This window comes from Streptomyces sp. NPDC087263 (genome assembly GCF_044744645.1).
GTDB lineage: Bacteria > Actinomycetota > Actinomycetes > Streptomycetales > Streptomycetaceae > Streptomyces.
In genome coordinates, this window is the sequence record NZ_JBIUYT010000001.1 from 925,635 (window position 1) to 941,629 (window position 15,995).

Sequence of the window (15,995 nt, forward strand, 5' to 3'; positions counted from 1 at the left end):
CCCCTTAGGTCAAAAATTTTTCCCGGCTTCTTCCCCCTTTCCCGTGGGCGTTGGCCGCTTGTGGGGGGTGTCCCCCCGGCACGGGGGGGGCCCCCCCGGGTCCCCCCGGGGGGGCCCACCGCCGTTCTTCCGCCGTGTCGCACGGCGCCCTCTGTCTCGCGCTCGCGCTCTCGAGGGAGTCGCTCAGTCCTCCGTGAGCGCCGACACCGTCGGCTGCTCCTGCTGCTCGGCCGCCGCTGTCTTCTTCGACGCCGCCTTCTTGGTGGTCGTCTTCTTCGCGGCGGTCTTCTTGGCGACCGTCTTCTTGACCGCCGCCTTCTTGGTGACGGCCTTCTTCGCCGTCACCTTCTTGGCGGTCTTGCGGGCGGCCGCGTTACCGGCCGGAGCGTCCGTGTCGGCCTCGGCCGTCTCGGTCACCGTCTCCACCGAGACCGACGGGACGACCACGACGGCCGCCTCCTCGGACGCGGTGGGCGCGGTGGCCTTGCGGACGGCGCGACGACGCGGGCGGGCCGGGGCACCGCTCTCGACGGGCACCTCGGCGGCCTGCTCGGCGACGGACTCGGGCTTCGGCTCCTCCGCGGCGGGCGCCGCGACCGGCTCCGTGACCGTCACCACGGTCTCCTCCGCCACCCTCGGCGAACCGGCCGGAGCCGACACCTGCCGGGTCGCACGACGCCGCGTACGGCCCTTGGGAGCGGCCTCGTCCTCCTGTACGGCGGCGACGGGGGCCTCAGTGGCCTCGGTCACCTGCACAGCCGGAGCCTCGACGACCGGAGCAGCCTGCGCGGCCGGCGCCTCGACGACCGGGTCCTCGACCGCGACGGGCTCGGCCTCGGCGGCATCGCGGGACTTGGCCGCCCGCTCCTCACGCCGACTCCGGGGAGCCCGCTCCTCGCCCCTGGGCGCACCCGCGGGAGCCGATGCGCGCCGGGTCGCCCGGCGGCGCGGACGCCCACGGGAGGCCGCGGCCTCCGCCTCGGCGGCGCTGCTGTAAAGGTCCTCGTCGGGTACGAATTCCGGCTGGGCGAAGGGCACGGGCGCGGCGACCTCGGCGGCGAGCTCGGCCTCGATCTCGTCCAGGGCCTCGGCCTCGGCGGTCTCCGTGGGCAGGATCTCGTGGTCGTGCTCGTGGTCGTGCGTGTGCTCCTGCTCGGAACCGCCCCGGCCGCGCTTCTTGCGCTTGCCGCCGCCTCCGACGGAGGTGGGCTGCTCCATGTGCACGATGACACCGCGGCCGTTGCAGTGGACGCAGGTCTCGGAGAAGGACTCCAGCAGCCCCTGTCCGACGCGCTTGCGCGTCATCTGGACGAGGCCAAGCGAGGTCACCTCCGCCACCTGGTGCTTCGTACGGTCGCGTCCCAGGCATTCGAGGAGGCGCCGCAGCACCAGGTCCCTGTTGGACTCCAGGACCATGTCGATGAAGTCGATGACGACAATGCCGCCCAGGTCGCGCAGCCGGAGCTGGCGCACGATCTCCTCGGCCGCTTCCAGGTTGTTCCTGGTCACGGTCTCTTCGAGGTTGCCGCCCTGGCCGGTGAACTTGCCGGTGTTGACGTCGACGACGACCATCGCCTCGGTCTTGTCGATCACCAGCGAACCGCCGCTGGGCAGCCAGACCTTGCGGTCCAGCGCCTTCATCAGCTGCTCGTCGATCCGGTACGTCGCGAAGACGTCGACCTCGGAGGTCCACTTCGACAGACGGTCGGTCAGGTCGGGCGCGACATGGGCGACGTATCCGTGGATGGTCTCCCAGGCCTCCTCGCCGCTGACGATGACCTTGGTGAAGTCCTCGTTGAAGATGTCGCGGACGACACGGACGGTCATGTCCGGCTCGCCGTAGAGCAGAGTCGGCGCGTTCGAGGCGCCGCCGCTCTTCGACTTCTTCTGGATGTCCTCCCACTGCCCCTGGAGCCGCTCGACGTCACGGCGCAGTTCGTCCTCGCTCGCGCCCTCGGCGGCGGTGCGCACGATGACGCCCGCGTCCTCGGGGACGATCTTCTTGAGGATGGTCTTCAGACGGGCGCGCTCGGTGTCCGGCAGCTTGCGGCTGATGCCGGTCATCGAGCCCTCGGGCACGTAGACCAGGTAGCGGCCGGGGAGGGACACCTGGCTGGTGAGGCGGGCGCCCTTGTGGCCGATCGGGTCCTTCGTGACCTGCACGAGCACCGACTGACCGGACTTCAGCGCGCTCTCGATACGGCGCGGCCCGTTGGACATGCCGAGCGCCTCGAAGTTGACCTCACCGGCGTACAGCACGGCGTTGCGGCCCTTGCCGATGTCGATGAAGGCGGCCTCCATCGACGGCAGCACGTTCTGGACCTTGCCCAGGTAGACGTTGCCGACGTACGAGGTCGACTGCTCCTTGTTGACGTAGTGCTCGACGAGCACGTTGTCTTCCAGGACGCCGATCTGCGTGCGCTCGCCGCTCTGGCGGACGACCATCACGCGCTCGACGGCCTCGCGGCGGGCCAGGAACTCGGCCTCGGTGATGATCGGGACGCGGCGACGGCCCTGCTCGCGCCCTTCACGACGACGCTGCTTCTTGGCTTCGAGGCGGGTCGAGCCCTTGATGGACTGCACCTCATCGGACGGGTGCTCGTCCCTCTTGCTCGCGGGGCGGGGCTCGCGGACCTTGACGACCGTGCGCTCGGGGTCGCTCCCGGTGGGCTCGGCCTCGCTGCCCGAGTCCCCGGCGCGACGGCGACGGCGCCGACGGCGCCGGCTGCTGCTGGAGCCGGAACCGCCCGGCTCATCCTGCTCGTCGCCCTCTTCGGCGTCGTCCTCGATCTGCTCGGCGGTGTCCTCGGCGTCCTGCGCGACCTGCTCGGCGGCGTAGTCGTCGTCGCCGGACTCGCCGTCCGACTCGGCGGACTCGCCACGACGACGGCGACGGCCTCCCCGGCGGCGACGGCGGCGAGAGCCCGCGGACTCCTCGTCACCCTCATCACCGTCGGCTGCGTCCTCGACGGACTCGGCGGACTCGCCGTCCTCGGGCTCCTCCACCTCGTCGGTGGTGGGCTCCGGGGCCGCGGGCTCCTCCTCGACGGCACGGCGGCGACGGCGTCGACGCGGCCCCGTCTCCTCCTCGACGGCCTCGACGGCCTCGGGGGCTACGACGGCCTCGCGAACCTGCGGAGCGGCGGCGGCCCTGCGACCCTGCCGGGCCACGGGGGCCTCGACAAGCTCCGGAACCTCCTCGACCTCTTCCACCGCCTCGGCGGCAGCCGCGGCGGCGGCCCGCTCCGGCGTCTGGAACATCGGCTCGGTGAACACGGGCGCCTGGAACACGGCGACGGCCGGACGTGCGGGGTTGCGCGCCGACTCGGCCTCCTTCGGCGCGGGCGCGGAGAAACCGACGGCGGCCTTGCGGGTGGCGCGACGGCGGCCCCGACGCGGGGCCTCGTCCTCGGCCTGGGCGGACTCCGTCTGCGCGAACTCGGCCTGCGCGGGCTCCTCGGGCTGGGTCTCGCTGGTCACGGGCGCCTCCACACGCTCGTCGCCGGTGTCGCCCTCGGGCGCACCGGCGGGTGCGGAGACGCGCCGGGTGGCGCGACGGCGGGTGGTACGGCGAGGGGTGACTTCCTCGGCGGCGGGAGCGGTGTCCGTGTCCTCGGGCTCGACGACGGCGATCACCGGCTCTTCGACGGTCACCGACTCTTCGACGGTCGCGGCCGCCTGCGCGGTCTCGGCCGCCTTGGGCGTGCCGGTGGGCGCGGAGGCACGGCGGGTCGCACGACGACGCGGACGACCGCCGGAAGCAGCCTCCTCGGGTTCCACCACGGCAGTGTGGGTCTCGGCGGGCGCGGCCTCGGCCGTCACCGCGGGTACCACGGTCTCGGCCACCTCGGCAGCCTCAGCCGTCTCCGCGGCACCGGCGGGCGCGGACACCCGACGGGTGGCACGACGACGAGCACGACGCGGCGCGGCGTCGTCGACGGCGGTTTCAGCCACCGCCACCGCCTCATCACCCTCATCGGTCTCTTCAACCGCTTCAGCCACTGCTGTCTCGTCCGCCTCCTCCGCGAGGTCGGCGGACGCTACGGCCGGTATGGCCGGCGCGGTGGTCTCGGCCGCGGCTTCGGCGGCGCCCGTGGGCGGGCCGGCGGGGCGCGACGCTGCGCGGCGGCGGCGCCGCGGCGGCAGGGTGTCGCTGGGGGTGTCGTTGTTGTTGGAACCCTCGATGGGTTCGGTCGGTTCGAGCATGCGGGTGGATCTCCCGTCAGGCTCCCGGGCGCCGCACCTGGTCCGGCGGTGCCGGTGACGTCCGCGGCTCGCGCGATGCGCGGTGCCGCCGTCCGGGGCGCGGGCGCCGCACGGGAGCTCTCTGTGTCCTGTCTCGCCGGTTCCGTACGCCATTGGTGCGTACGGCCTGGCGAAAGTCTTGTGGTCGGTGCGCTGCCCGACCCAGGTGGCTCCCGAGTACGAGGGCGGCGCTACGACATCTGTCCTTACGCGGTACCTACCGGCACCGGCGCCAACGCGGCGGCAGCTGTGGCGACCCCGGTGCGATCGGCTGGGGCTGCCGTGACTGCCTCGCGGTCGGGCGCGAGCGGGTCGGTCACCGTGCCGGTCTCTTCATCGAACAGCCCCTGCGCCAGCCTGGTCACCGAAGCGGCGACCGGCGGCGCCAGGTCGGCCACGGCGCGAAGACCGGACAGGACGTCGTCGGGTCGAACGGCAGGCGTCACGTGCCGAACAACCAGCCGCAGTATCGCACAGGCCTGGTCGCTCGACCTATCAGCCTGTGGACTGTTCGTCCCACTGGTCATCTCACTGCTTGCTTCACTACTTGCTTCACTACTTGCTTCACTGCTCGTTGTTTCGAGGCTTGCCACGGCGGAGCGGGCGTCGAACGTCCGAATGCCGTTCTTGGCCTTGCGCTGCACCTCGACGACATCCGCCGCCTTGAAGGCCTCGACCGCACGCTCCGCGTCCGCAGGGTCCACGCCGTCGAGGCGCAGCTCCCAGATCGAAGCGGTGAGCCGGTCGGCCAGCCCGGACGTCCGGGCCTCGACCGCCTCGATGATGTCGAGCCCGACAGGCATCGACTCGTCGAGGAGATCACGCAGCTTGTCCGGGTCACGCGCCTCGGTGAGCGCGATCTCCAGGTACTCCGCCTCACTGCCCGTGCCGGTGGGTGCGGCATTGGCGTACGACACCTTCGGATGCGGCGTGAATCCCGCCGAATACGCCATCGGAACCTCGGCACGGCGCAACGCACGCTCGAAAGCGCGCTGGAAGTCACGGTGGCTGGTGAACCGGAGGCGGCCGCGCTTGGTGTAGCGCAGTCGGATGCGCTGCACCGCAGGTGCGGGCGGCGGGCCTTCGGGCTGTCGCTTGCCCAGTGTCGTTCAGTCCTTCGTGAGAGCGGTCTTACTCCTATCTAGAGTACGTGTCTCGTCGGCTCCCGGTTCCCGTCCGGAGCCGACGAGAGCGGCGGGCGCGGGCTCTCGCGGCACCGGCTCGGGCTCCCCCGGCGTCCCGAAGAGCATCCGCCGGAAGTCGGCGCGGGCCTGCCGGGCGGACTCCCGGGCGGCTGCGAGGGCCTGCCGCGTCACCCGACCCACGCTGCGCGCGGCCTCCGCGGCCGGCCGCAGGACCGTGTCGCGGACGGCATGCCCGACGGGCGTCAGGACGGCCTGGTACACCCACCGCACCGGCTCCACGAAGATCCACCGGAAGAGTCGCCCGAGGAACCTCCCGACGGCGAGCGAGATGTACCCGGCGACGCGCCAGGCGTGCCCGAGTGCCGTACCGACCTCCCGCCCGATGACGGCCAGCACGCGCCCGACCGGCACGAGCACCCACCGCCACACGGCGAGCGCGGGAAGCACCAGCAGCACACGCAGGGTCCAGTAACACGCGAGCCCGATCCCGGTGAAGATCATCCGGACGAGCCACCCGAGCCCCCGCACGGTCCAGGCGATCCCCCTCCCGACGGGCGCGAGAACCCACGCGTACAGCCACACCCCCGGTACGACGAACAGTTGGCGGACCAGCCACGCGACGGTGGTGTACAGCCCGGTCCCGACAGCCGCGAGTACCGCCCCCACGCCCCCGCCCAGCCAGGCGACCGCATGCCCGACGGGCGTGAGCACCCACGCGTACACCCAGCCGATCCCGGCACCGATCCCCCGCAACACCCAACCGATCCCGGCCCCGATGCCCCGGGCAAGCCAGGCGACCGCATGCCCGATCGGCGTCAGCACGGTCCGGTAGATCCACACCAGCGGCACCACGACCAGGACGTACGCGAGCCACCCGACCGCCTTCGCGACCGGCACGACGACATACCGCCACACCGTCACGCACGGCCAGACGAACAGTGCCCACGCCACCCACGCCAGCGCCCGCCCCACCGGCCGCAGCGCGTAGTCCCGCAGAAACCGGCCGCCGACGACCAGCGCGTCCCACACCATCCGCACCGGCAGGACCAGCACGAGCACCACGATCCGTACCGGGATACGGATCGCGACCGCGAGGCACCCCTCGGCCTGCGCCTGCGGTGCCGGCCGCTCAACGGGCGTTTTCTCCAGATCCATACCGACGTAGACGCCTCAACCCGCTGCCTGGATGCGCTCTGTTCGGACCCAGTAACGCAACTTTCCGCCCCGCACGTCCTCGAACTCCCCGTGGCGTCGCCGGCTGCGAGCACGCTCGCGATGATCCACAGTGTGATGTTCGCAGAGACTTCCCTACTCAAATGACTTGAATGTTCAACTCGAAGATAGGCCGGTTCGACTTGAAGCCTCAAGTCAAAACTGGGTTACTTCAGCTTGCGACCGCTGGACCTTGCCTGCTTGCCCATGAGTTGATCCGTCAAGTTATGGTGGGCGGATGAGCACAGATGAGCCCCGCTGGCTGAACGATGAGGAACGCGAGACCTGGCTGGCGTTGGCCAGCCTGACGAGCCGACTTCCGGCCGCGCTGGGCACCCAGCTCCAGCGGGATGCGGGCATCAGCCATTTCGAGTACCAGGTGCTTGCCGTGCTGTCCGAGAAGCCGGAGCGCACCACGCGGATGAGCGAGCTGGCCATGCTCGCGGACGGGTCGCTCTCCCGGCTCTCCCACGTGGTCAAGCGGCTGGAAAAGCGGGAATGGGTCTACCGCACACCGGACCCGGCCGACGGACGCTACACCCTGGCCGTCCTCACCGACGCCGGCTGGGACAAGGTCGTGGCGACCGCCCCCAGCCACGTCACCGAGGTGCGCCGCCTGGTCTTCGACCCACTGACCAAGGCACAGCAGAAGCAGCTCCGGGAGATCGGCCACCGCCTCAACGACGCGATCGGCCACGACGACGCCTGCCCCACCCAGCAGGGCTGACCTCACCGGGACACCTCTGGCGACTCAGGGCGACTCGGGCGTCACTCCGGCGGACGGTGAACCGAGCTCCTTCAGGTGCTTGCGCTACGCGCCGCGAGGTCGCCGTACCCCTCCCCCAGGAACACAGGCTCACGCCGGACTCGACGCCGACCCCGGCACACGACCGGGACGACGACGTGCAGGCGGAAGCGGCCGCGAGCAGGACGGGGACCATGGAGCAGGCAGGTGCACCACAGGCGATACCGGCTCTAAAGGCGCTACCGGGCCGAGGGCATCGAAGCTGACATCTGACCCCGGCGAGTGACCGGCAACCACATCCGGTGACCGGGCGGCCCACACCTGCCGGCCGCCGCCCGCAGGAGCTCGCCGAAATTCCTGCACCGCGCCGAGAAACCCCGGCGGCGACAGAAGGGGCTGAGCCGCAAGGCGGGGGCGAACAACCCGGCGCACGGAAAGCTCGTCAGCAGATCGAGGTCTCACGCATGGACCCAGACCAGTTGAGTTGACGCTTCAAGTGATCTCCTCGTATGCTCGCTTGACGGTTCAAGTCAGCTCCGTGCTGGCGCCTACCCCTGGAGCACCTGTGCCCAACCTGACCGCAACCGCCCCCGCCGTACGCCGGCCCGGACGCCTCGTCATCATCGGCGGCGTGCTCGCCGCCATCGTCGCGTCCTCGATCATCGAAGCAGCCGTCGCCGCCATCGCTCGCGGCGCCGGCGCCTCCGACGACTTCATGCCCCTCCATGCATCCGCGTTCGTCTTCTTCACCGTGCTGGGCCTGTCCTTCGGCGCCATCGGCTGGATCATCGTCCGGCGCAGGTCCGGGGACCCTGAGTCACTGCTGCGCAAGCTCGTCCCCGCCGTGCTCGCGATCTCCTTCATCCCCGACCTCGCCCTGCTGGTCAGCGACTACTCGCCGCACGCCAATGCCGTGGGCGTGGTGGCGCTGCTCGTCATGCACGTCGTGGTGGCAGCAGTCGGGGTGTTCGCCTTCCACAAGGTCCTGCCCCCGGGAACCTCCGAGAAGTAGCCTGCGCCGAACCGGTCTGCCGACACCTGCACCGACGTGCCGCCGACACAGCCTGCCTTCAACGAGTCGTAAATCAGCAGGAGTTCATCGGGACCGGCGCCTACCTGTTGAACGTGCACCCCGCCGGTCGGCGCCTGCCCCGGCCCGGCATCCCCACCACGGGGTACCAGGCGCAGCTCGCGGCGCCGGGTACCGACAGCTCGACGCACCCACAGCAGCCGGCACAGCGGCCACGTCATCCGCGTCCGCCCCCGCCAGCGCATCAGCAATACGCGCCGGCTCCCCATTCACCTCAGTGACTGTGCCCGCCGACCGCCGCAGGCTTGCTGACCGTCAAGGGCAACAACTTCCTGCCCGTCGGCCCGACCTGAATTGTCGTGTCCATGGCGGGGCACACCCCACAGTCAAAGCAAGGCGTCCACCGGCAGTCCTCGACCTCCGTCTCGTCGAGGGAGTCCTGCCAGTCCTCCCAGAGCCAGTCCTTGTCGAGGCCGGAGTCGAGGTGGTCCCAGGGGAGGACCTCCTCGTAGGTGCGCTCGCGGGTGGTGTACCAGGCGACGTCCACGCCGAAGGCGGGGAGGGTCTTCTCGGCGCAGGCCATCCAGCGGTCGTAGGAGAAGTGCTCGCGCCAGCCGTCGAAGCGGCCGCCGTCCTCATAGACCGCGCGGATCACGGCGCCGATACGGCGGTCACCGCGGGAGAGCAGGCCCTCGACGGTGCCGGGCTTGCCGTCGTGGTAGCGGAAGCCGATGGAGCGGCCGTACTTCTTGTCGCCGCGGATCTTGTCGCGGAGCTTGGTGAGGCGGGCGTCCGTCTCCTCGGCGGAGAGCTGTGGGGCCCACTGGAACGGGGTGTGGGGCTTCGGCACGAAGCCGCCGATGGACACCGTGCAGCGGATGTCGTTCTGGCCGGAGACCTTGCGGCCCTCGGCGATGACCTTCATCGCCATGTCGGCGATCTGCAGGACGTCCTCGTCCGTCTCCGTCGGCAGGCCGCACATGAAGTACAGCTTCACCTGGCGCCAGCCGTTGCCGTAGGCGGTCGACACCGTCCGGATCAGGTCCTCTTCCGAGACCATCTTGTTGATGACCTTGCGCAGGCGCTCCGAGCCGCCCTCCGGCGCGAAGGTGAGACCCGACCTCCGCCCGTTGCGCGTCAGTTCGTTCGCCAGGTCCACGTTGAAGGCGTCCACGCGGGTGGAGGGGAGCGAGAGGCCGATCTTGTCCTCCTCGTACCGGTCCGCCAGGCCCTTCGCGATGTCGGCGATCTCCGAGTGGTCCGCGGAGGACAGGGAGAGGAGGCCCACCTCCTCGAAGCCGGTCGCCTTCAGGCCCTTCTCCACCATGTCGCCGATGCCCGTGATCGAACGCTCGCGCACCGGGCGGGTGATCATGCCCGCCTGGCAGAAGCGGCAGCCGCGCGTGCAGCCGCGGAAGATCTCCACCGACATCCGCTCGTGCACCGTCTCCGCGAGCGGGACGAGCGGCTGCTTGGGGTACGGCCACTCGTCCAGGTCCATGACCGTGTGCTTGCTGACCCGCCACGGGACGCCCGACTTGTTCGGTACGACGCGCGCGATACGGCCGTCGGCGAGGTACTCCACGTCGTAGAACGCCGGGATGTACACCGACCCCGTCTTCGCGAGGCGGAACAGCACCTCCTCGCGGCCGCCCGGCCGGCCCTCCGCCTTCCAGGCACGGATGATGTCCGTCATGTCGAGCACGGCCTGCTCACCGTCGCCGATGATCACCGCGTCGATGAAGTCGGCGATCGGCTCGGGGTTGAAGGCCGCGTGGCCGCCGGCGAGGACGATCGGGTCGTCGAGCGTGCGGTCCTTGGACTCCAGCGGGATGCCCGCCAGGTCCAGCGCCGTCAGCATGTTCGTGTAGCCCAGCTCCGTGGAGAAGGACAGACCGAAAACGTCGAAGGCCTTCACCGGCCGGTGGCTGTCCACCGTGAACTGCGGGACCTTGTGCTCCCGCATCAACTCCTCGAGGTCCGGCCACACGCTGTAGGTGCGCTCGGCGAGCACGCCCTCGCGCTCGTTCAGTACCTCGTAGAGGATCATGACGCCCTGGTTGGGCAGCCCCACCTCGTACGCGTCCGGGTACATGAGCGCCCAGCGGACGTCACAGGTGTCCCAGGGCTTCACCGTGGAGTTGAGCTCTCCGCCGACGTACTGGATCGGCTTCTGCACATGCGGGAGCAGAGCTTCGAGCTGCGGGAAGACCGATTCGGCTGGCATCTGGCGAACCTTCGTGAGCTGAGGGGGCTGACAGGGCGAGCTGGCAAGGCAGGCGGTTCAGGCATGGCAGGAGTGGTCATCCAGCCTAACGCGGCCCGAGGCACCCCCCGCACCGCCGATCCACCGGCCGACCGGGCACAGGTGGTGATCAGACCGCGGCCCGTTCCCCGATCGTCTCCCAGGCCTCCGGCAGCGCCGCCTCGGCCTCCGCCGCCCGCTGCTCCTCCCTCCCGTACAGCACCCCGTACGTGAAGGCGCTCTCCCCCGCCGCGTACGCCTCGGCCGCGAGTTCGAGCACCGCCTCGCGGGCCATCACACTGTCCTGGTGATCGCCGAGCAGGCCCTGCAGGGACTTCATCGACTTGACCAGGTCGGCGGCCGGTGTGCCCAGGGCGGCGGTGGCGGCCTCGGCCGCGTACCGGGTGCGCTTGGCCTTCTTGCGGGCCTCGTGCATCGCGAAGTCGCGGTCGGCGCCGGAGGGGCGCTCGAGAGCCTCCGCGATCAGGTCGGAGACCTTCTTGAAGTCCTTGCGTACGGCCTTCGCGATCACCGTTGACGGGTCGTCGGCCGCCGCCTTGAGCAGCGGCGGATTCGCGACGACTGCGTCGAGTGCGGTCAGCAGGTCGAGGTAGCGGCTGCCGTCGAGTACGTCGATCAGTCGCTGCCGGGAGCCGCCGCGACGGGCCTGTGACCAGCTGCTCAGCCGGGTGGGGACGGGCCCGGAGAGCAGGGTGCGCGGCAGCTTGTCCAGGGCCTGCGTCAGCCGCCCGGTGAGCACCTCCTGGTCGCGGTCGACGCCCAACTCGCCTGCCAGCCACTTCAGTTCGTCGCCGATCGGATCGGTGACGGCCCGGTCGAGGATCTTGCCGTACGAGCGGAACGCGCTGCGCATCCGGCGGGTGGCGACGCGCATGCTGTGCACCGAGTCGTGGAGGTCGCGCCGGACGGCGGGGTCCAGCTCGATGATCGCGTCGCGCTGGACGCGGACGTAGGCGAGGACGTGGTCGCCCGCGCTGACGGGCTCCTTCTCCACCGCGGGCGCCTTGACCTTCTTGCCCTTCGTCCTCGGCGCCGTCTCCCCCAGCGCCTTCGCCAGCTTGGACGCCGACGAGGAGCGGGCCAGACCCGCCTTGCGGAGCTTCTTCTCGACCTTGTCGAGGAAGGCGGGGTCGCCGTCGTCCGCGAGCTCGACCTCGATCTCGGTCCACTCGGCGGTGCTGCCCTCGCCGCCGCTGAGCCGCTCGGCGCGCACCCGGTCGAGGCTGACCTCCGCGAGCAGGGCGCCGGAGTCGTCGACGAGGTGGCGGATATCGCGGGCCGACACCAGCCGTACGAGGGGGACGAGCTCGGCGTCGCGCACCCGCGAGCGTACGAGGCCGGTCAGTTCGTGGGGCAGGTCGTCGGAGAGCGGAGCCCGGATCTCGTCACGTACCCCTTCGGAGACGGGGAGTTTCAGGTGCCAGCCCGCGTCGTCGCCACCGGTGCGGCGGCGCAGCGTGAGGGAGGCGGCGGCGAGCCGCTGGTCGGCCGTGTCGTAGTAGGTGGCGTCGAGTTCGGCGACGCCCTTGTCGATGACGGACGCGACCCCCTTGACGCCCGTCAGTTCCGGCAGGCCCTCGTCACCCTCGGCCGCGGGACCTTCGTACTTCCGCTCGATCTCGCGCTTCGTGTCCGCCATGAACTGAATTTAGACGCGATTGCGCGCTGGGGGCAGACCCCGATGTGTCCGGGCCTGCCATCTCAGCCACATTTGCCGTTTTCCCGGGTGTCGCCTCAGGTTGTCCGCGGTGTCACCTCGGGCACCGCCCGGGCCTCAGGCGGTGCCCGAGGTGACACCCGGGTACCGTCCGGGCCTCAGGCCGACATCGGCCGCTGCACCCTGATCGACTGCAACAGCCCGACGGCCACCCATACGGCGAACATCGACGAGCCGCCGTACGACACAAAGGGCAGTGGCAAGCCCGCGACCGGCATGATGCCGAGGGTCATGCCGATGTTCTCGAAGGACTGGAAGGCGAACCAGGCGATGATGCCGGCGGCGACGATCGTGCCGTACAGCTCGGTCGTCTCCCGGGCGATACGGCAGGCGCGCCACAGGATGACGCCGAGGAGCACCAGGATCAACCCGGCGCCGACGAAGCCCAGTTCCTCGCCCGCGACGGTGAAGACGAAGTCCGTCTGCTGTTCGGGGACGAACTGGCCGGTGGTCTGCGAGCCCTTGCCGAGGCCGGTGCCGAAGAGGCCGCCGGAACCGATGGCGATACGCGCCTGGTTGGTGTTGTAGCCGACGCCGGCCGGGTCGAGCTCGGGGTTGGCGAAGGCGGCGAAGCGGTTGATCTGGTACTCGTCGAGGATCTTGAGCTGCCAGACCGCGATCGCGCCGAGCGCTCCGGCCCCGAGCAGGCCGAACACCCAGCGGTTGGAGGCGCCGGAGGCGAGGAGTACGCCCAGCACGATGATGACCATGACCATGACCGAGCCGAGGTCGGGCATCAGCATGACGACGAGCATCGGCACGGTGGCCAGGCCAAGCGCCTGAAGGACCGTGCGGTGGTCGGGGTAGAGCTTGTCACCCGCGTCGACGCGGGCCGCAAGGAGCATCGCCATGCCCAGGATGATCGTGATCTTCACGAACTCGGAGGGCTGGAGCGAGAAGCCGCCGCCAAGCACGATCCACGCATGGGCGCCGTTGACCGTGGCGCCCAGCGGGGTCAGCACCGCGAGGATCAGGGCGACCGAGAGGCCGTACAGGATCGGGACGGCCGTGCGCAGGGTGCGGTGGCCCAGCCAGACCGTGCCGACCATCAGGCCGAAGCCGATGCCGGTGTTCATGAGATGGCGGATCAGGAAGTAGTACGGGTCGCCCTGGTTGATCTCGGTGCGGTTGCGGGTGGCCGAGTAGACGAGCGCCGAGCCGATGACCGACAGCGCGAGGGCCGAAAACAGTATCGGCCAGTCGAGCCGGCGGGCCAGCGAGTCGCGGGCGAACAGCCGCGAGAGGCTGCCGCGTTCGGGTCCGTACCCGGAGACGGAGAAGTTGTTCGCGCCGGTCATGTGAGCAGTCTCCGGTTCCCGGTCGTCCTGCGCCTGCCGCACCCGCGGCCTCGGGCTCTGCGCCGTCGGGTGTCACGGTTCTCCGCCGACGGCGACGAGGTCGTCGCCCCCGGCAGCTGTCCGTCCGTCCCCGTGAACGCCGCGGGCTCGGTGGCCTGGTCCTTCTTCGGGGCGTACTTCTCGATCTTCGGAGCGTCGATCGAACCGTCGGACTGGATCTTCGGCAGGCTCTTCTGCGGGGTGGGCAGCAGCGCCTTCTTGTTGTCGATCTTGCCGTCCGGGGAAACGCCGTAGAGCGCGTTGTAGATGTTGCGCACGGCGGGGCCGGAGGCGCCGGAGCCCGTACCACCCTGGGAGATGGTCATGATGACCGTGTAGTCCTTGGTGTACGTGGCGAACCATGAGGTCGTCTGCTTGCCGTAGACCTCGGCGGTACCCGTCTTGGCGTGCATCGGGATCTCGTCCTGCGGCCAGCCGCCGAAACGCCAGGCGGCCGTACCGGTGGTCGCGACTCCCGCGAGGGCTCCGTCTATCTCGTCGCGCGTCTTGGAGGTCATCGGCAGCTTGCCGTTCGCCTTGGGCTCGATCTCCTCGACGCTCTTGCCGTCCGCGCTGACGATGGCCTTGCCGACGCTGGGCTCGTACAGCGTGCCGCCGTTGGCGATTGCTCCGTAGATCGCCGCCATCTGTATCGGTGTGACGAGGGTGTCGCCCTGTCCGATGGAGTAGTTGACGGAGTCACCGGCGCGCATCTTGTTGCCTTCGAGGCAGTTCTCGTACGCGATCTGCTCGGCGTACGTGCCGCCCTTCTTGCCGTACTTGCACCAGGCGTCCTTGTTGGCCTCCCAGTAGCTTTCCTTCCACTGGCGGTCGGGGATGCGCCCGGTGACCTCGTTCGGGAGGTCGATGCCGGTCTCCGCGCCGAGGCCGAACTGGTGGGCCGTCTTGTAGAACCAGTCGTCGGGCTTCTTCTTCGGGTCGATGCCGCCGTCCTTCTTCCACTCCTCGTGCGAGAGGCGGTAGAAGACGGTGTCGCAGGAGACCTCCAGGGCCCGGCCGAGGCTGATCGGGCCGTATCCCTTGGATTCGAAGTTCTTGAAGACCTGGCCGCCGACGGAGTACGAGCTGGAGCACTCGTAGGGGCCGTCGAAGGAGTAGCCCGCGTTGATGGCGGCGGCCGTGGGCACGACCTTGAAGATCGAGCCGGGGGCCGACTGGCCCTGGATCGCGCGGTTCAGCAGCGGATAGTTGGAGTTCTTGCCGGTGAGGGAGGCGTAGTCCTTGCCGGAGATGCCGCCGACCCAGGCGTTCGGGTCGTACGTCGGGTTGGACGCCATGGCGACGACGCGGCCGGTCTTGGCCTCCATCACCACGACGGCCCCGGAGTCCGCCTTGTAGTTCTCGCCGGTGTTCTTGTCGAACTGGGTACGGGCGACCTTCATCGCCTCGTTGAGCTCGTACTCGGCGACGCTCTGCACGCGGGCGTCGATGCTGGTGACGACGTTCGAGCCGGGCTGGGCGGCATCGCTCTCGGCCTGGCCGATGACGCGGCCGAGGTTGTCGACCTCGTAGCGGGTGACGCCCGCCTTGCCGCGCAGCTCCTGGTCGTACTGGCGCTCCAGGCCCGAGCGGCCCACCTGGTCGGAGCGCAGATACGGCGAGTCGGTGCCCTCGGCCTTGGTGATCTCGTCGTCGGTGACGGGCGAGAGATAGCCGAGCACCTGGGCGGTGTTGGCCCCGCCGGGGGCGGCGTAGCGGCGTACGGCCTCGGGCTCGGCGCTGATGCCGGGGAAGTCCTCGGAGCGCTCGCGGATCTGCAGGGCCTGCCTGGCGGTGGCCTCGTCGGTGATGGGGATCGGCTGGTAGGGCGAGCCGTTCCAGCACGGCTGCGGCGTCTTGGCGTCGCAGAGGCGGACCTTCTCCATGACGTCCTGGGGCTTCATGCCGAGGACGCCGGCGAGCTTGGTGAGGACGGCCTCGCCGTCGTCCTTCATCTTCAGCAGGTCGGTGCGCGAGGCGGAGACCACGAGGCGGGTCTCGTTGTCGGCGATCGGCACACCGCGGGCGTCGAGGATCGAGCCGCGTACGGCGGGACTGACGACCTGCTGGACGTGGTTGCCGGAGGCCTCCTTGGCGTACTCGTCGCCGTTGCGGATCTGGAGATACCAGAGGCGTCCGCCGAGGGTGCCGAGGAGGGAGAGTACGAGAATCTGGATGACGACGAGTCTGATCTGGACCCGTGGGGACCGACCGGTCTCGGGGATGTTGGTCACTGCTGCTGTCTCCCCCTCTCAGTGTGCGTACGAGTCATACGAGTACACGGTGAACCTGTGTGAC

9 protein-coding genes are annotated in these 15,995 nt (G+C 70.0%); 2 read left to right on the plus strand and 7 right to left on the minus strand.

Translation table 11 applies throughout. The features are described from left to right. Positions 1–183: 183 nt before the first annotated feature. From ACIPC1_RS04115 to ACIPC1_RS04125, 3 genes are all read right to left on the minus strand, one after another. Positions 184–4,206, minus strand: a complete 4,023-nt coding sequence (locus tag ACIPC1_RS04115) for an Rne/Rng family ribonuclease (protein ID WP_402513018.1) — start codon at positions 4,204–4,206, stop codon at positions 184–186. 245 nt (positions 4,207–4,451) lie between these two features. Beyond that, positions 4,452–5,306, minus strand: a complete 855-nt coding sequence (locus ACIPC1_RS04120) for a TIGR03936 family radical SAM-associated protein (RefSeq protein ID WP_402513019.1) — start codon at positions 5,304–5,306, stop codon at positions 4,452–4,454. Positions 5,307–5,354: 48 nt separating this feature from the next. After that, on the minus strand, positions 5,355–6,545 hold the full coding sequence (locus tag ACIPC1_RS04125) for a hypothetical protein (protein WP_402513020.1): 1,191 nt from the start codon (positions 6,543–6,545) through the stop codon (positions 5,355–5,357). A 295-nt stretch (positions 6,546–6,840) separates the two neighbouring features. Here ACIPC1_RS04125 and ACIPC1_RS04130 point away from each other — a divergent pair, with 295 nt between their 5' ends. Both ACIPC1_RS04130 and ACIPC1_RS04135 read left to right on the plus strand, forming a co-directional pair. Beyond that, positions 6,841–7,329, plus strand: a complete 489-nt coding sequence (locus ACIPC1_RS04130; protein ID WP_402513022.1) for a MarR family winged helix-turn-helix transcriptional regulator — start codon at positions 6,841–6,843, stop codon at positions 7,327–7,329. A gap of 583 nt (positions 7,330–7,912) precedes the next feature. Further along, positions 7,913–8,359, plus strand: coding sequence for a DUF6069 family protein (locus tag ACIPC1_RS04135; protein WP_402513024.1), 447 nt, complete (start codon positions 7,913–7,915; stop codon positions 8,357–8,359). A gap of 292 nt (positions 8,360–8,651) precedes the next feature. Here ACIPC1_RS04135 and ACIPC1_RS04140 read toward each other — a convergent pair whose 3' ends face one another. The 4 genes from ACIPC1_RS04140 to mrdA form a co-directional block, all read right to left on the minus strand. After that, a complete protein-coding gene (locus ACIPC1_RS04140; protein ID WP_402513026.1) occupies positions 8,652–10,604 on the minus strand; it encodes a TIGR03960 family B12-binding radical SAM protein in 1,953 nt (650 codons plus the stop codon). A 148-nt stretch (positions 10,605–10,752) separates the two neighbouring features. Then, complete coding sequence (locus ACIPC1_RS04145) at positions 10,753–12,282, minus strand: CHAD domain-containing protein (protein ID WP_402513027.1); 1,530 nt, start codon at positions 12,280–12,282, stop codon at positions 10,753–10,755. A gap of 176 nt (positions 12,283–12,458) precedes the next feature. Continuing rightward, entirely contained in the window at positions 12,459–13,658 is a 1,200-nt protein-coding gene (rodA, locus tag ACIPC1_RS04150) for a rod shape-determining protein RodA (RefSeq protein WP_384374054.1), read from the minus strand. Then, positions 13,655–15,931 carry a penicillin-binding protein 2 gene (gene mrdA, locus ACIPC1_RS04155; RefSeq protein ID WP_402513029.1) on the minus strand — a complete coding sequence of 759 codons (2,277 nt, stop codon included), beginning with the start codon at positions 15,929–15,931 and terminating at the stop codon, positions 13,655–13,657. The genes rodA and mrdA overlap by 4 nt, the downstream gene beginning before the upstream one ends. Positions 15,932–15,995 lie beyond the last annotated feature (64 nt).